We start from the raw sequence: 16,347 nt of genomic DNA, 5'->3' as shown, positions 1-16,347 counted from the left end.
AAACTCATCTTACTGCCCCAGCCGTTCGAGCAGTATGGGCACGTGCACCTGGTCGGATTTGTAGTTGCCGGTCAGCATGTACATCATGATGTTGACGCCGGCGCGCAGCGCGTAGACGCGCTGCATCGGGTCCGCCGGTACGGTCGGCAGCAGCGGATCGCCATTCTCGTCGACCGCCCAGGCGCCGGCAAAATCATTGGCGGTGATCATGATAGGCGAGACGCCGTCGCCGGTGCGCACCGGCCGGTTCTCGGCATTGCTGGCGTCGAGCGACGCCTCGACCCACAGTGGGCTGCCGGCGAAGCGGCCGGGGAATTCGGGCAGGATGAAGAAGGATTTGGTCAGCACGTGGTCGGACGGCACCGGCTCCAGCGGCGGCACGTTGAGGTTGCCGAGGATGTCGCGCAGCCGCTCCGTCGCCGGGCTGGTCGAATCGGCGCCGATGCCGTTGGCGAACTGGTCGCGGGTGTCGAACAGCACCGTGCCGCCCTGCTGCATATAGGCGTCTATGCGGGCGATGGCGGCCTGGCTCGGCATCGGGGCGGCCGGATCGATCGGCCAGTAGATCAAGGGATAGAACGACAGCTCGTCTTTCGAGATGTCGACGCCGGCTGGCGCGCCCGGTTCAAGGGCCGTCTTTTCGACCAGGAAGCGGGTCAGGCCCTCGAGCCCGGCACGGCTGATCGAATCGTCGCCCGGCACACCGGTCAGCACATAGGCGATGCGGGTCTTCGAAATCGCCTCGATGGCAATTTCGTCACCCGGCTTGGCGTCGTCGGCGCGGGCAAGGTCGGCATGACCGAACAAGCTACCCAGCGCAATCAGGACCGCGGCGGTGGTTGCCATGGCACCGGCGCGGCGCGGTCGGCGTGAGAACAGGCCGCCCATCCAGAACACCGCCAGCGTATCGAGCAGCATCAGCACCAGGGCGGCCGCGACCAGCGCGCCCTTCAAATTGCGCGATTCGTCAAAGGCATACTGGATCGAGGTGACGGGAACAGTGATTTGCGGGCGCGCCAGCGGGGCCAGCGTGCTGTCGGCTTCAAGCAGATTATGGGCAAACACACCCGTCTCGGAACCATAGAGGCCGGGCGGGTTTTCAAAAGTCACCGGCAGCGCGCCGGCGCCCGGTACAAGCGGCCGTGCATCCGGCGTCGGCGGCACCAGCGAGCCGTCGGCTGCAATCATGCGATAGGGCGCCAGCGACGCCGCGGCGGCTTCGGCATTGGCGATGGCCGCGCCCTGGTTGCGCGACAGCTGCACGATGCGGCGCAGCATCTCGACGAAGCTGCCGGAGATCGGCAGGTTCGACCAGGTTGCCTCAGGGGTGACGTGGAACAGCACCAGCGTGCCCTTGCCTTTCTTCAATCCGGTGACCAGCGGCGTGCCGTCGGCAAGGGCCGCCCAGGTGCGCTCGACGATATCGGGTGTCGGCTCGGCCAGCACCTGTCTGCTGACAGTGACCTCGGCCGGCGGCGCCAGATCGGCGAACGGGCCGGCCTTGGGGAATTCGGTGACAGGCTGCGGCGACGTCCATGACAGCGCGCCGCCGAGCGAACGCTCGCCGGTGCGCAGGCGGACCGGCAGCAAATCGTCGTCATCGCCCGCCGTGGCCAGCCGCGAACCGGCGAAACGCACCAGCGTGCCGCCATTGTCGACCCAATCGACAAGTCTCTGCCGGACCTGTCCGGGAATGGTGCCGATATCGGCCATGACAATCATCGCGGGCTTCTGGTCGAGGATCTGCGGGATGGCGTCGGCGAGGTCGGCGCTGGAGGGTTCGACCAGATCGGCGAAGGGCTGCAGCGCCCGCCTGATGTAGTAGAGCGGCGACAAAAGCGGCTGCGCCTGGTCGGCCTCGGCCTGCGACAGCAGCCCGACGCGGCGACGCTTGGAGCTTTCGTCGAGCACGCGCACCGCACCGGCCTGCCGCTCGCCGTCGAGCGCGATCGAAGCGAAGTCGTTGCGCAGCTCGAACGGCACCGCCATGGTGCCGGTGGCGGTGGTTTCGCCAGGCGAAAAGGTCAGCGTCGCATCGGCGATGCGGCGGCCCTTGTCGTCGAAGGCGCCGGCGGTGACCTGCGCCGGGGCAGGGTCGCCCGGCGCGCGGATGGCGGTCAGCGCAAAGCCGTCGACCTGGTTGTCGGCGGCGGTCAGGCCCGTCAGCGACAGCCTGTCGGCGGTTGCCCAGACGACACGGGCGGCATTTTTCGACAAAAGCGTGTTGAAGGCGGCTTCATCGCCTTTTGCCGCCAGGCCGTCGGCAAGCACGGCGACACTGGCCCCGGGCAAGGTCTCCAGCACGCCGGCGACGCGGGCATAGACAGCGGGCCGGTCGGTCGGGATCGGCCGCGGCTTGGCGGCGCGCAGCCGGTCAAGGGCGGTGGCGGCATCGAACGGGCCGATCTCGGCATTGGCTTTTTCGGCGGTGAAGGCGATGACGACCGGCACGCCGTTGGAGCCGGCGTCGTTGATCAGCCGCTCGGCGGTGGCGACGCGTTTGCCCCAGTCGGCGGCACTTGCCCAGTCATTGTCGATGACCAGGGCAAGGGCGGCTCCTTCGGCCGGCAGCTTTTCACGCGGATTGAAGACCGGGTCGGCCAATGCCGCGACGATGAGGGCCGCCATCAAGAGCCTGAGTAGCGTCAGCCACCACGGACTCTGCTGCGGCGTCTCCTCGCGCTTCAGTACGCGCGCCAGGATCTTCAGCGGCGGGAAGATCTCGGTCTGCGGCTTGGGCGGCGTCAGCCTGAGCAGCCACCAGATCACCGGCAGTGCCAGCAGGCCCCACAGCACCATGGGGACGCCAAAGGAGAGCGGCAGCCAACTCATGCGCCAGCCTTTCCTGGCCGATCGCCACCAGCGATGCCTGCACGACCGCCAGCGGTCGGCCTGACCGAGGGGCCATCAGTGGTCATCGCCATGTGCAGCCGCACCAGCGCGTCGGAGGCGAGCCGATCGGTGTGGTTGACGGTAAAGCTCCAGCCAAGCCGCTTGCACAAGGCGGCCAGTTCGTGGCGGCGGGCGGTGTAGAGCAGGCGATACTCATCACCCAGCATTTCGGCGCGGCCGGCGGTCAGCTTGTCGCCGGTCTCGGGATCGGTGAATTCGGTGCGGCCGGCATAGGGGAAGGTCTCCTCGGCCGGGTCGGCGACCTCGATCAGGTGGGCACGCACGCCGTGGCGGGCCAGCACGTCGAGCCAGGCCATCGTCTCCTCGACAGGATCGAGGAAGTCGCTGACGATGACGATGTCGCAGAAGCGCCTGATGTCGGACAGGTCGGGTTTTGCCGGCAGCTCGCCGGCATGCATCAACTGGGCGGCAATGCGTTCGGCGCCGTTGCGGGCGGTGAACGGGTCGGTGAGGCCCGGCCAGGCGATGCGTTCGCCGCTGCGCGACAACAGCTCGGCCATGGCCAGCGCCAGCACCAGCGCGCGCGATTGCTTGGAAACGCTGGCGCCTGTCGATTTGTAGAGCATCGACGGCGAGGGGTCGGCCCACAGCCAGACGGTATGGGCGGCTTCCCATTCGCGGTCGCGCACATAGGTGTGGTCGTCGCGGGCCGAGCGGCGCCAGTCGATGCGCGAGGAATCACCCTCGACGTAGGGGCGGAACTGCCAGAAATTCTCGCCGATGCCGCGCTTGCGGCGGCCGTGCCAGCCGGCGATCACGGTGTTGACGATGCGCCGCGCCTCGACCAGCAGGTCTGGCACAAGCGAGGCCCGCAACCGGCCACGGGCGAGCGCGTCGCGCGTCGCTGCCGGAGCCTGGACCTCGCCGATGCGCGGCATCAAATCCCTTTCACGAGTTTCGCCACCACGTCACGCACGCTGGTGCCTTCGGCGCGGGCGGCGAAGGTCAGCGCCATGCGATGCTGCAGCACCGGCTCGGCCAGCGCACGGACGTCGTCGACCGAGGGCGCCAGCCGTCCGTCGTAAAGCGCGCGCGCCCTTGTGCACAGCATCAGCGCCTGGCTGGCGCGCGGGCCGGGACCCCAGGCGACGTTCTTATCGGTCTCGGCATTGCCTTGGCCGGGACGCGCCGAGCGCACCAGCGTCAGGATCGCCTCGACGACGCTTTCAGGCACCGGCATGCGGCGGATCAGCGTCTGGATCTCCTTCAGCCGCACCGGCTGCAGCACGTTTTGCGCTTTCGCGTCCTCGATGCCGGTGGTTTCCAGAAGGATGCGGCGCTCCGCCTCGATTTCGGGATAGAGGATGTCCACCTGCATCAGGAAGCGGTCAAGCTGTGCCTCGGGCAGCGGATAGGTGCCCTCCTGCTCCAGCGGGTTCTGGGTTGCCAGCACGTGGAAGGGCGCCGGCAGGTCATGGCGGGCGCCGGCAATGGTGACGTGGTATTCCTGCATGGCCTGCAGCAGCGCCGACTGAGTGCGCGGCGACGCGCGGTTGATCTCGTCGGCCATCAGCAGCTGGGCGAAGATCGGCCCGGAGATGAAGCGGAAGGAGCGTTTTCCGGTCTCGTCCTGCTCCATCACTTCGGAGCCGAGGATATCGGACGGCATCAGATCCGGCGTGAACTGGATGCGACGCGAATCGAGGCCGAGCACGATGCCAAGTGTTTCAACCAGCTTGGTCTTGGCGAGACCCGGCACGCCGACCAAAAGCGCATGGCCACCGGCCAGCAGCGCCACCAGCGTGCGCTCGACGACGCTTTCCTGTCCGAAGATGACCCGGCCGACCCCGTCGCGGATCCGGGAGATGTCGGCAAGCGCCTTTTCGGCCTCGGCGATCATGTCCTTTTCGCTGATCGGGCTTTCCTTGACCATCACGCTCATGCCGCATCGATCCTTGTGGTTGGAATACCATGGCTGGAACAACGGCTGCACCATACCATAAGTTGCCGCGATTCGGCCTCGCGTGGCGCCTACATCGAAACTTAAATCACAGACTTAGGCTGACAAGCGGAACAACAGTGACTATTTCGTGACCATGACGGGACCCTTGGGACATCGTGAAGAAAGCCTGACTGATGCCACCGAGGCGCGTGGTCTCGAGGCGCTGATCTCGCGCGCCGCCCGTGCCGGCAAGGGCGCGGCACCTGTCGAACGCTGGAATCCCGACTTCTGCGGCGATCTGGACATGGAGATCAAGGCCGACGGCACCTGGTTCTATCTGGGCACGCCGATCGGGCGCATGCCGCTGGTGCAGCTTTTCTCCTCGGTGCTGCGCAAGGACGCCGATGGCAGGACCTATCTGGTGACACCGGTAGAAAAGGTCGGCATCCGCGTCGCCGATGCGCCGTTCATCGCCGTCGAAATGGACGTTTCGGGCAGCGGCGAGGCGCAGACAATCACCTTCCGCACCAATGTCGGCGACGTCGTCGAAGCCGGGCCGGAACGGCCGCTGCGGTTTGTCGATGAGAACGAGACCGGCGGGTTGAAGCCCTATGTGCTGGTGCGTGGCCGTCTGGAGGCCCTGGTGGCGCGGCCGGTGATGTATGAACTGGTCGGGCATGGCGAGGAGATCGAAATCGACGGCGAGACGATGTTCGCGGTGCGCTCCAAGGGCGCCGTGTTCCCGATCATGCCGGCGGACCAGTTGAAGCGGTTGAGCGCGTGATGGACCAGGTGACGCCGGCGCCGTTTTCATCCGCGGATTTTCGCGCGCGCTTTGCCGTGCAGCCCGATGCACATGCAGGCGACGACGACTATGGCGACCATCGCTTCAACCCCGGCCATCCGCGCCTCAACCAGGGCAAGGCGCTGCGCAATGCCGCGGTGCTGATCCCGGTGGTCGATCATGAGGGCGATGCGACGGTTCTTCTGACCAAACGGGCCGAAAAGCTGCGCAGCCATTCGGGGCAGGTGGCCTTTCCCGGCGGCACTATCGATCCGACCGATCCGAGCCCTGAGGCGGCGGCGCTGCGCGAGACCTTCGAGGAGATCGGGCTTGGCCGAGATCGCATCGAGATCATCGGCCGCATGCCCGACTATGTCGCCGGCAGCGGCTACCGCATCGCCCCGGTGCTTGGCATCGTGCGGCCCGGTTTCCAACTGACGCTCAACGCAGACGAGGTCGATGCCGCTTTCGAAGTGCCGCTGCGCTTCCTGATGGACCCGGCCAACCACAAGCGCGACAGCCGTATGTGGAACGATCTCGAATGGTTCTTCTACGACATGCCTTACGGCGACCGGCGCATCTGGGGCGTCACCGCCGGCATCCTTCGTACTCTCTATGAAAGGCTCTATGCGTGAGTGTCTCGATCGCGGGCAGGGCCGATTGGCTCACCGACAAGCATCTGCAACGCCTGCTGTTCGCATTGGCCGAAGGCGGTGAAGAGGCGCGAGTCGCCGGCGGCGCGGTGCGCAACACGATGATGGACCAGCCGGTCGCCGACATCGACATCGCCACCACCTGCCTGCCGCAGGAAACCCTCCGCCGCGCCGAAGCGGAAGGGTTCAAGGCGGTGCCAACCGGTATCGAGCATGGGACAATCACCGTGGTTGCCGGCGGAAAGCCCTATGAAATCACCACCTTGCGCGCCGATATCGAAACCGACGGGCGGCGCGCGAAAGTGTCTTTCGGGCGCGACTGGAAGCTCGATGCCGAGCGGCGCGACTTCACCATCAACGCGCTCTATGCCGAGGCCGATGGCAAGGTGGTCGACCTGGTCGGCGGCATTGCCGACATCGAGGCGCGCCGGCTGCGATTCATCGGCGACCCGGAAGCGCGCATTCGCGAAGACTACCTGCGCATCCTGCGCTTCTTCCGCTTCTTCGCCTGGTACGGCGACGGACGGCCGGACGCCGAGGGGCTGAAAGCCTGCGCCCGTCTGAAGGAAGGGCTGGCCCAGCTTTCGTCCGAGCGCATCTGGTCGGAACTGAAGAAACTTTTGTCGGCGCCCGATCCGTCACGGGCGCTGCTTTGGATGCGGCAGGCAGGTGTCTTGACCGCGGCGCTGCCGGAAAGCGAGAAATGGGGTATCGATGCCATCCATGGGTTGGCCAAGGCCGGCAAGGATCTGGGCTGGGCACCCGACCCGCTGCTCAGACTGGAAGCGATCGTGCCGCCCGATGCCGCTCGCATGAAGTCGCTCGCCGAGCGGCTCAAACTCTCGACCGCCGAAGCGGATCGCCTGCGCCACTGGGCGCTCGCCACCGCCGTCGAGCCGAAGACGACCGAGGGCGAACTGGCAAAAAGGCTCTATCGCGGCGACCGGCAGGGGTTTGTCGACCGTCTGCGGCTGTCGCTTGCGGCAGCCAGGATGCGCGCCGTCGAGGACAATGAGGCGCTGCTCGAAGCCGGTGGCTTTTCGCGCCTGCTTGGCTTCGCCACCAAATGGGAAAAGCCGTTGTTTCCGCTGAAAGGTGCCGATCTGACGGTGCTCGGCGCAACTCCAGGCCCGAAACTCGGCGAAATCCTGAGGAATCTCGAAGCGGAATGGGTCGAAGCCGGGTTTGCCCCTGATCGCGACGCGCTCCTCAAGCGCGCCGCCGAAGCCTTGCAGGCCGGGTAGATCAGGCCGCGTCGCGGGTCTTTTCGATGCGCGAACGGATCGCCTCGATCATCGTCTCGCGGATGACCGTCTCGCCATGTGTCTCGCGCATGTGCTCGACGGCACGGCGCATGACCTCGGCTTCCTCGTCGGCACGTGTGTGCCAGTCACAGCCGGGCACGAGCGACCCGCAGTGAAATTCCTTCATGAGATTTCTCCTTTTCCTCCGTGGAGCCTGGTCGAGGCTCCGGCACTTTTTTTGGCTCATGTCCGGTTCCAGGGTTGAAACCGCGGACCGCGAACGGGTGAGAAGCATAACACAGATGGGGTGGTATTGGTTGCCGTCAACGGCAAAAGGGCGGAGCAGCATCGCTCCGCCCTCTAAACACTACCCCGAAACAGGGCCAGACATCGTCTCGTCCCGTTTTGGCGGGCAGGCCTTCACTTGGCGATCTTGACAGCCTCGGCAATCTTTTTCTTGCCGCTCATGTCCCATGAGACACGGACCTTTTCACCGACCTGCAGGCCAGGATCCTTGAAGGTCTTGGGAAGCGTAAAAGACGATCCATCGTCGAGGACCAGGCTCATGGCCGTCGTGTCAAAGGTCTTGATCGTCCCGGTGGTGTGCTTGACGGCGGCGAACGCCACCGAACCGGAAGCGAGAAGGGCAGCGGCGGCCGCCGAAACAATGATCTTGCGCATTGCGAAGTACTCCTGGAAAGGCGGGTATCTTTTTGACGAAGATGTCCCGCGTCGTCTTGGGCCGTCCGGTCGCGTCGGGTCGCGGCTCGCTTTGTCTTGACGCAATTCCGGTCGGAAAGCCGTTTCGCACTTTCCTGAAATTGCGCGCAGGCGAACCGCCGGCGCTTCCCGACCCCGCGCCACAAATAGACCAGTCTTTTCAAGAACCTATTAGACGAAAAAGAAATTTTTCGCCGCACCGTGTGCCACATTCCTTGCCCATTTCGAGCGAATGGGACATCAATGCGGCTCACGCCGGGCTCACCATTTTGTTACGGCCAGCGGACCTCGGGCGGCAGGCTGGAGAGGATGGCGGCGACATTGCCGCCGGTCTTCAGTCCGAATATGGTGCCGCGATCGTGAAGCAGATTGAATTCGACGTAGCGGCCGCGGCGAATGAGCTGTTCGTCACGGTCGCCATCGGTCCAGTTCTCGTTGAAGTTGGCGCGCACAAGGTGGCCGTAGACGACGAGAAAAGCGCGGCCGACATCCTGGACGAAGTTGAAATCGGCATTCCAGCCGCCCTTGTCCTCACCCGAATGCAGCCAGTCGAAGAAGATGCCACCGGTGCCGCGCGGCTCGTTGCGGTGCGACAGATAGAAGTACTCGTCGCACCAGGCCTTGAATTTTGGGTAATCGGCCACCGCGACATTCTTCTCGCAAGCGAATTGCATGGCGCGGTGGAAGGCGACCGTGTCGGGGTCGTCCTGGGTGCGGCGGCGATCGAGCACCGGTGTCAGATCGGCACCGCCGCCGAACCATTGGCTGGATGTGACCACCATGCGCGTGTTCATGTGCACGGCCGGAACGTTGGGATTCCATGGGTGTGCGATCAGCGAAATGCCGGATGCCCAGAAGCGCGGGTCTTCCTCGGCACCGGGCATCTGCTTCCTGAATTCGGGTGAGAACTCGCCATGGACGGTCGATGTGTGGACGCCGACCTTTTCGAAGACGCGACCGTGCATCATCGACATGGTGCCGCCGCCGCCGCGCCCCTCGTCACGTTCCCATGGCGTCTTTTCGAAGCGGCCGGGCGACCACGAGGCCAGCGGCCCGCCAAGATCCTGCTCGATCTGCTCGAAGGTGGCGCAGATGCGTTCGCGCAGCGCCTCGAACCAGAGGCGCGCCTTCATCTTCTTCTGTTCGATGTCGGCGGGCAGGCCCGCCGGTATTTCTGGTCGTTCCAAATGCCGTCTCCGGTTGGGGCGGCGAGTCCCACAAATGACTCGTCTTTTGCCGGCGCGATCCCTAATCTCTTAGGTGACAGGGTCAAGTGTCATTACGGTGCAAGGAGTTGTTTCGTGCGCACCCCGGCAAGACCGCCGCTGGATGGCCTAAAGAAAAGGCTCGACCAAAGCCGTGCCGAGCGCGTGCGTATGCCGCGCGACGGTTTCCTGCGCGAGACCTTCGTGCTGCCACGCTCCGATGCCCGGCTCAAGGCCAAGGAATGGTTCGAGCGCTTTCCCAAGCAGGCCTACTGGACCGAGATCGAAAGCTGGTTCGAGCGGCCGGGCGACCTGATCGAGTTCACCATCAGGCGGTTGCCTGCGGCCGACTAGGATTTCGTCGCCCCGTTTACGGGGAGAGGGTGCCGGTAGGCAGGTGATGCTGGCGCCGCCCCTCATCCGCCTTCACTGCGTTCAGGCACCTTCTCCCCGTGAACGGGGAGAAGGAAGAGCGACCAGCCTCCTTGCCCCCGTTCCCTCGCGTGCCAGCCGGTCACCCTTGTTGCGCAGCGGGCATTTGTCGATCGACATGCAGCCGCAGCCGATGCAGTCGGTCAGCCCGTCGCGCAGTTTCTTCAACTGGGCGATCTTGTGATCGAGCCCGTCGCGCCAGGCGGTCGACAAAAGGTTCCAGTCGTCGCGCGTCGGCGTGCGGCTTTCGGGCAGTGATTCAAGTGCGGCACCGATTTCGGCCAGCGAGATGCCGACCTCCTGTGCAACCTTGATGATCGCCACGCGCCGCAGCACGTCGCGGCCGTAGCGGCGCTGGTTGCCCGACGTGCGGTGGCTGCGGATCAAGCCGCGGGCCTCGTAGAAATGCAGCGCCGACACCGCCACCCCGCTGCGCATGGCCACCTGGCCAACCGTTAATTCCGTTACAGGCGCCATGTCTGATTTTCCGTCCCGATTTTTCTGCTTGACCTCAAGTTAAGTTGAGCTTGTAGCGAAGAAACCCTGGATGTGCAAACGAAGGAGAAGGCGATGTGCGCCTGGGTCAAGATGTCGGGAGACGGAGTGCCGTTATCCGAGTTGCCGGATGGCTTCGCCCACCACCATGGCGACGGAGAGCGCCACGTTGATGCTGCGCGCCGTACCCTGCATGGGGATGGTCAGGCGCGCATCCGCCGCCTGATGGACAGGATCCGGCACGCCTGCGGATTCGCGGCCGAACAGGAGGACGTCACCGTCCGCGAAGCTGAAGCTGGTGTAGGGCGTCGTGGCTTTGGTCGACAGCAGCACCAGCCGGTGCGAATCAGCCTTGCGCCATTCCTCGAAGGCGTGCCAGTCGACGTGCCGGGTCAGGGCAGCCATTTCGAGGTAGTCCATGCCGGCTCGCTTGAGCGCCTTGTCGGAGAGCGGAAATCCGGCCGGTTCGATGATGTCGACGCCAAGTCCGAGGCACGCGGCGAAGCGCAGGATTGTTCCGGTGTTGCCGGCAATGTCAGGCTGGTAGAGCGCGATGCGGAGACGACGGTTCATTTCCGCGTCCTTCTAATAAGTGGCGGATCGGCCACAGCGGCTTGGCGGTTTTGGAAATTGCGGGACCTGCGGGTGGCCATTTTCTGCGAAGTCGGGTATACAACCAGCATTGTCAACCCGAACCGATGGAGGGGTAATTCATGATGACCATGCACATCCAGCGCCCCTCTCGTGGGCTTACCTGCCTGCCGGCGGTTTCGGTACGACGATTCTCCTGACTCTCTAAGACTTGATCGCACCGATTCCCGCCGAAACGATTTTTCGGCTCTCGAAGGAATCCTGCGATGTTTTTCAAAAAGTCAAAAGGGCTGAACGCCCCGACTGAAGCTGTCCGGACCGACACTCGTCATGTCCGGACCGATGCAATGCGTGCCTCCGGGCGAATGCCGGCGGACGATATTGCTTCGCCTTTTTATCTCGATTTTCACACGGAGGACGGACCGATGTTCGATCCCTACAGAATACCGGGCTCGAGGAGCCTGCATATCCACCGACTGCCGACCTGGGCGCTGCTGATCGGCGACACCTATTCGTCGGCGGTTCACGCCGAGGTTCGCCGCCGGCCGCATCGCGGCATGCTGCCGGATGTCGATTTTTCGCGCGCGGTTCCCGATCCCGGGCGGCCGTCGCTGGTGCGCCGGATCATCCGGCTGATCCGGCCTGGCGCGAAAAACCGGGCTGGCGGCACCGTGTCGTCAGGATCGTCTGGCGCAGCTGTCGGCGAAAAGCCCGCGAGCCCCTATATTGCGCGAAGCATTGCCGACGGTCCGGGTGATTCCGGACCGTCGGCACTCGACGCCATGGGTTCCGGGGACTTCGTACGCTCACGTGCCGCGTAAGCGGCAAACACATTTCACAGGCATGACCTATGTTGTTGTTTAGCTGGTTTGAAAAAAGGCTCGATCCGTTCCCCGCGGCGGAACCGGTCGAGCCGCCCAAGACGCTGGTTGCCTTCTGCGTGCATTATACGCGCGGCGCCTGGCCCTATATCCTTTTCGACGCAGTGCTGGTGACGGCCATCGCGATCGCGGAAGTGTGGATGTTCGGCTTCCTCGGCCGCATCGTCGACTGGCTGTCGGGGCAGAATCGCGAAACCTTCCTGCAGACGGAAGCCTGGAAGCTTGCCGGCATGGCCTTCATCGTGCTGTTCGCACTGCCGGGCACCGTATGGCTGCATTCGCTCCTCAACCAGCAAACGCTGATGGGCAACTATCCCATGCGCATCCGCTGGCAGGTGCACCGCTATCTGCTCAAGCAGTCGATGAGTTTCTACCAGGACGAGTTCGCCGGCCGCATCGCGACCAAGCTGATGCAGACGGCTCTCGCCGTGCGCGAATGCGTCATCAAGGTGATCGACGTCCTGAATTACGTTATCGTCTACTTCCTCGGCATGCTGCTCATCGTCGGCTCGGCCGACTGGCGGCTGGCCGCGCCGCTCGGCGTCTGGCTGGTCGGCTATATCCTTTTGCTGCGGTTTTTCATTCCCCGGCTGGGCAAGGTCGGCGAGGAACAGGCCAATGCGCGCTCGATCATGACGGGCCGGGTCGTCGACAGCTACTCCAACATCCAGACGGTCAAGCTGTTCAGCCATGCACGCCGCGAAGCGTCATTCGCCAAAGACGGTATGTCCGGCTTTCTCGAAACGGTCTACCGGTCGATGCGCCTGGTGACAGTGCTTTTCGGCTCGCTCTACATACTGAACGCGCTGCTCTTGTTCTCGGTGACCGCGATGGCGCTGTGGCTGTGGCTGGGGCAAGCAGTGACGATCGGCGCGGTCGCCGTGGTCATCGGCCTTGTGCTCAGGTTGTGGGGCATGTCGCAATGGATCATGTGGGAAATGTCGGGCCTGTTCGAGAACATCGGCACGGTGCAGGACGGTATCGCCTCGATCTCGCTGCCGCGCCTTGTCGAGGACCGGCCGGACGCGAAGGAGATCAGCGTCTCCAGGGGTGAGATCCGCTTCGAGGACATTCGCTTCCACTACGGCAAGCAGAAGGGTGTGATCGAGGGCCTGTCGCTGGCGGTGAAGCCGGGCGAGAAGGTCGGCATCGTCGGCCGTTCCGGCGCCGGCAAGTCCACGCTGGTCAACCTGTTGCTGCGCTTCTACGACCTCGAAGCCGGGCAGATATTGGTCGATGGCCAGGAAATCGCCGCTGTGAAGCAGGATTCGCTTCGTGCGCAGATCGGCATGGTCACGCAGGACACCTCGCTGCTGCATCGTTCGGTGCGCGAGAACATCCTTTATGGCCGGCCCGATGCAACCGACGAGATGCTTGTCGAGGCGGCGCGGCGCGCCGAGGCGCTGGACTTCATATCGGGGCTTTCGGATGCCAGCGGCCGCAAGGGCTTCGACGCCCATGTCGGTGACCGCGGCGTCAAATTGTCCGGTGGCCAGCGGCAACGCGTCGCCATTGCTCGCGTTATGTTGAAGGACGCACCTATACTTATCCTTGACGAAGCGACCTCGGCGCTTGATTCCGAAGCCGAGGCGGCGATCCAGGAGAATCTCTACAAGCTCATGCAAGGCAAGACCGTCATCGCCATCGCGCACCGGCTGTCGACCATCGCGGCGATGGACAGGCTGGTGGTGATGGACAAGGGCCGCGTCATCGAGGAAGGTTCGCACGAAGAACTCGTCGCCAAGGGCGGGCTCTACGCGCAGCTCTGGCAGCGCCAGTCGGGCGGGTTCCTGCTTGAGGACGGTCCCGCCGACGCCGCCAACGACGCACTTGCAAAGAGGCAAGCCGCAGAATGATGGCCGCCGCATGATGACAGCCGTCTATCGCTGGTTCGAGAACTGGGTCTATCCGTTCAGGGAGCCGGCGAATCTTCGGCCACCGATCAGTGTCGGCGGCTTTCTCTGGCACTATGTCGGCCAGGCGAAGTTCGCCTTCTTCGCCATGCTGGTCATCGGCGGCATCGCGCCGCTGGTCGAGGCCGGCCTGTTCTACTTCGTCGGGCGGCTGGTCGATATTCTCGACCAGCTTCCCGCCGAGCGCAGCTGGCACGCACTGTGGGCCGCCGCCGGCCCTGAACTGGTTTTCATGGCCGTGGTGGTGCTGGTCATCCGCACCGTCGTCGTCGGCCTGTCGGCGCTGGTCGACGAACAGACGATCACGCCGGGCTTCTACAATCTGGTGCGCTGGCAGGCGCACCGGCATGTCTCGCGCCAGTCCTACGCCTTTTTCCAGAACGATTTCGCCGGCCGCATCGCGACAAAGGTCTGGCAGGCGGGCCAGGCGACCGGCGACTTGATGGAAAGCTTCATCGAGGTCGTCTGGTTTATGATCGTCTACACGGTGACGACGCTGGCGCTGGTCGCAGGCCTCGATCTCAGGCTGGCGGTTCTGGTGGTGATCTGGATTTCCGCCTTCGGCTGGCTGGCCAAGCTCTATTTGCCGGCAATCCGCAAGCATGCCGAGGAAACAGCCGAGGCCGGCTCGATGATCACCGGCCGCATCGTCGATTCCTATTCCAACGTGCAGACGCTGAAACTGTTCTCGGCCGATGGCGACGACCGCTACATCAGGAACGGTTTCGACATCTATCTCGACGCATTGCGCCCGTTCACCCGCCGGCTGACCGGCGTGCGCATGGCGCTGACCACGCTGTCAGGCATCATGATCACGGCGATCGGCTGCTTTGCCGTCTATCTCTGGGTCGAGGGCTCGATCACCGTCGGCGCGGTCGCCTTCACCCTGTCGCTGGTGCTGCGGCTCAACATGCTGCTCGGCCGGCTGATGATGCAGCTCAACAGCATCTTGCGAAACCTCGGCGTGCTGGAGAACTCCAAGGCGCTGATTTCGCAGCCGCTCGGCCTCACCGATGCGCCCGACGCCAAGGAACTCGTCGTGGCAGGCGGCCGTATCGCGGTGAAGAACGTCGAGTTCCACTACGGCAAAGGTTTCGGCGTGCTGAACGGCATCGACCTTGTCGTCAGGCCAGGCGAGAAGGTCGGGCTGGTCGGACCGTCCGGCGCCGGCAAGACGACCCTCGCCAATCTGATCCTGCGCCTCTACGATCTCGAGAGCGGGTCGATCACCATCGATGGCCAGGATGTCGCCAAAGTTACGCAGAATTCGCTGCGCGCCAATATCGGCGTCGTCAGCCAGGACACGGCGCTGTTCCACCGTTCGCTGCGCGACAACATCAAGCTCGGCATGCCTGACGCGACCGATGCGGAGGTGATCGCGGCGGCGAAAAAGGCCGAGGCGCACGAGTTCATCCTGACCTTGCGCGACAACAGGGACCGCGCCGGCTACGAGGCGTTTGTCGGCGAGCGCGGCGTCAAGCTGTCGGGAGGCCAGCGCCAGCGCGTGGCGATCGCCCGCGTCTTCCTCAAGGATGCGCCGATCCTGATTCTCGATGAGGCGACCTCGGCACTCGATTCCGACATCGAGGCGGCGATCCAGGAGAATCTGACACGGCTGATGGAAAACAAGACGGTCATCGCCATCGCCCACCGGCTGTCGACGATCGCAGCACTCGATCGTCTGGTGGTGCTCGACGGCGGCCGCATTGTCGAGCAAGGCACGCATGACCAATTGGTGGCGCTCGACGGGCTCTATGCGCGGCTGTGGAAGCGGCAGTCCGGCGGTTTTCTCTATCACGAAGACAGCGTGCTCGAAGAGACGCGCCCGGCGGAGTAGCTCCATGGGTGGATCGACAGGCGCCATCCCAGAGGTCGGCTACGTGCTCAAGCGGCTCCGGCCGACCATGCCGGCCTTCGACACGCTGAAGGAAGAGAGCCGGCTGGAAGGCTACTGGATGCTGGTACGCCTTGCGGATGGCTGGGCAAGTGGCCGCAACAAGTTCCTGAAACGGGGGGAGGCGCTGTACGGAGCATGGTATGGAAGGGAACTCGCCGGCGTGTGCGGGTTGAACATCGATCCCTATTTCGAGGGCAGGGGCCACGGCCGGGTCCGGCACCTGTTTGTGAGCGCGCGCCACCGTCGCGCCGGCCTTGGCCGGATGCTGGTCGAAACCGTTGTCGACAGGGCACGTCACCATTTCGCCATGCTGAACACCCGCGCGCCGCAAGAAGCCTTCGGTTTCTATGAACGGCTTGGCTTTCAGCGCGTAGCAGGCGAAGAGTTCGTCACACACCGCATGGTTTTCGGGAAAGGAGGCTGAAATGTCCTTGCGTCCGCCATCTCATCTTGCCGGCGCCTCGGCCGCCGAAGCCGCCTTCGACGCGCTCGGCCATGAAATATTGGCGGAAAAGGCGGCAGCACTCGGCCGCGCCGGCCAGCGGGTAGAGGAAACGCTGGCCAGGCTGCGCGACAATGCCGACGAGCAACTGCGCCCCCTTCTGCTCAAGGATGCCGCCGAGGCGGTGCATGGCTATTTCATCCAGCGCGAGCTGTGCGGCTTGCGCAAGCACGATGCCGTCATTCGTGAATACAACATCCCGAAAGCGGTGCTGGCCAGGCTCGGCGCGAAATAG

17 protein-coding genes are annotated in these 16,347 nt (G+C 64.3%); 9 read left to right on the top strand and 8 right to left on the bottom strand.

What is annotated here, in order from left to right; genetic code table 11:
• Nucleotides 1–9 precede the first annotated feature (9 nt).
• Genes LB519_RS25525 through LB519_RS25515 form a run of 3 tightly spaced genes read right to left on the bottom strand, consistent with a single transcriptional unit; the run spans nucleotide 10 to nucleotide 4,795 of the window.
• Nucleotides 10–2,832 (bottom strand): DUF4159 domain-containing protein, encoded by a 2,823-nt coding sequence (locus tag LB519_RS25525; protein WP_224621489.1) that lies wholly within the window; start codon nucleotides 2,830–2,832, stop codon nucleotides 10–12.
• Nucleotides 2,829–3,791, bottom strand: a complete 963-nt coding sequence (locus tag LB519_RS25520) for a DUF58 domain-containing protein (RefSeq protein ID WP_224621488.1) — start codon at nucleotides 3,789–3,791, stop codon at nucleotides 2,829–2,831. Before LB519_RS25520 ends, LB519_RS25525 begins: the two co-directional genes overlap by 4 nt.
• Nucleotides 3,791–4,795: an AAA family ATPase gene (locus tag LB519_RS25515; protein ID WP_013529968.1), complete on the bottom strand. Its 1,005-nt coding sequence runs from the start codon at nucleotides 4,793–4,795 to the stop codon at nucleotides 3,791–3,793. The genes LB519_RS25520 and LB519_RS25515 overlap by 1 nt, the downstream gene beginning before the upstream one ends.
• A gap of 154 nt (nucleotides 4,796–4,949) precedes the next feature.
• Here LB519_RS25515 and LB519_RS25510 point away from each other — a divergent pair, with 154 nt between their 5' ends.
• The 3 genes from LB519_RS25510 to LB519_RS25500 are packed head-to-tail and all read left to right on the top strand — an operon-like array spanning nucleotide 4,950 to nucleotide 7,476.
• Entirely contained in the window at nucleotides 4,950–5,579 is a 630-nt protein-coding gene (locus tag LB519_RS25510; RefSeq protein ID WP_127367316.1) for a DUF1285 domain-containing protein, read from the top strand.
• Nucleotides 5,579–6,214, top strand: a complete 636-nt coding sequence (locus LB519_RS25505; RefSeq protein WP_013529970.1) for a CoA pyrophosphatase — start codon at nucleotides 5,579–5,581, stop codon at nucleotides 6,212–6,214. The genes LB519_RS25510 and LB519_RS25505 overlap by 1 nt, the downstream gene beginning before the upstream one ends.
• Entirely contained in the window at nucleotides 6,211–7,476 is a 1,266-nt protein-coding gene (locus tag LB519_RS25500) for a CCA tRNA nucleotidyltransferase (protein WP_224621487.1), read from the top strand. The genes LB519_RS25505 and LB519_RS25500 overlap by 4 nt, the downstream gene beginning before the upstream one ends.
• A 1-nt stretch (nucleotide 7,477) precedes the next feature.
• On the opposite strand, the gene LB519_RS25495 is transcribed toward LB519_RS25500, so the two are convergent.
• From LB519_RS25495 to hemF, 3 genes are all read right to left on the bottom strand, one after another.
• Nucleotides 7,478–7,663: a DUF1059 domain-containing protein gene (locus tag LB519_RS25495; protein WP_013529972.1), complete on the bottom strand. Its 186-nt coding sequence runs from the start codon at nucleotides 7,661–7,663 to the stop codon at nucleotides 7,478–7,480.
• A gap of 233 nt (nucleotides 7,664–7,896) precedes the next feature.
• Complete coding sequence (locus LB519_RS25490) at nucleotides 7,897–8,157, bottom strand: DUF1344 domain-containing protein (RefSeq protein WP_013529973.1); 261 nt, start codon at nucleotides 8,155–8,157, stop codon at nucleotides 7,897–7,899.
• 311 nt (nucleotides 8,158–8,468) lie between these two features.
• Complete coding sequence (gene hemF, locus LB519_RS25485) at nucleotides 8,469–9,383, bottom strand: oxygen-dependent coproporphyrinogen oxidase (protein ID WP_024504549.1); 915 nt, start codon at nucleotides 9,381–9,383, stop codon at nucleotides 8,469–8,471.
• A gap of 114 nt (nucleotides 9,384–9,497) precedes the next feature.
• On the opposite strand from hemF, the gene LB519_RS25480 reads away from it, so the two are divergent.
• Entirely contained in the window at nucleotides 9,498–9,755 is a 258-nt protein-coding gene (locus LB519_RS25480) for a hypothetical protein (RefSeq protein ID WP_013529975.1), read from the top strand.
• An 81-nt stretch (nucleotides 9,756–9,836) separates the two neighbouring features.
• On the opposite strand, the gene soxR is transcribed toward LB519_RS25480, so the two are convergent.
• Nucleotides 9,837–10,310, bottom strand: coding sequence for a redox-sensitive transcriptional activator SoxR (gene soxR, locus LB519_RS25475; RefSeq protein ID WP_013529976.1), 474 nt, complete (start codon nucleotides 10,308–10,310; stop codon nucleotides 9,837–9,839).
• Between the two features lie 132 nt (nucleotides 10,311–10,442).
• Nucleotides 10,443–10,901 carry a tRNA (cytidine(34)-2'-O)-methyltransferase gene (locus tag LB519_RS25470; protein ID WP_224621486.1) on the bottom strand — a complete coding sequence of 153 codons (459 nt, stop codon included), beginning with the start codon at nucleotides 10,899–10,901 and terminating at the stop codon, nucleotides 10,443–10,445.
• A 443-nt stretch (nucleotides 10,902–11,344) separates the two neighbouring features.
• On the opposite strand from LB519_RS25470, the gene LB519_RS25465 reads away from it, so the two are divergent.
• From LB519_RS25465 to LB519_RS25445, 5 genes are read left to right on the top strand one after another with little or no spacing between them, the layout of a single operon-like run.
• Complete coding sequence (locus LB519_RS25465; RefSeq protein ID WP_013529978.1) at nucleotides 11,345–11,740, top strand: hypothetical protein; 396 nt, start codon at nucleotides 11,345–11,347, stop codon at nucleotides 11,738–11,740.
• Between the two features lie 29 nt (nucleotides 11,741–11,769).
• Nucleotides 11,770–13,656, top strand: coding sequence for an ABC transporter ATP-binding protein (locus LB519_RS25460; protein WP_013529979.1), 1,887 nt, complete (start codon nucleotides 11,770–11,772; stop codon nucleotides 13,654–13,656).
• A gap of 10 nt (nucleotides 13,657–13,666) precedes the next feature.
• A complete protein-coding gene (locus LB519_RS25455; RefSeq protein WP_032808649.1) occupies nucleotides 13,667–15,550 on the top strand; it encodes an ABC transporter ATP-binding protein in 1,884 nt (627 codons plus the stop codon).
• Nucleotides 15,551–15,554: 4 nt separating this feature from the next.
• A complete protein-coding gene (locus LB519_RS25450; RefSeq protein WP_013529981.1) occupies nucleotides 15,555–16,034 on the top strand; it encodes a GNAT family N-acetyltransferase in 480 nt (159 codons plus the stop codon).
• A gap of 1 nt (nucleotide 16,035) precedes the next feature.
• Complete coding sequence (locus tag LB519_RS25445) at nucleotides 16,036–16,347, top strand: DUF6665 family protein (protein ID WP_013529982.1); 312 nt, start codon at nucleotides 16,036–16,038, stop codon at nucleotides 16,345–16,347.

This window comes from Mesorhizobium sp. AD1-1 (assembly GCF_020164655.1).
Taxonomy (GTDB): domain Bacteria; phylum Pseudomonadota; class Alphaproteobacteria; order Rhizobiales; family Rhizobiaceae; genus Mesorhizobium; species Mesorhizobium ciceri.
The sequence above is the reverse complement of the archived record's forward strand: the minus strand, read 5'-3'. Positions and strand labels throughout refer to the sequence as shown.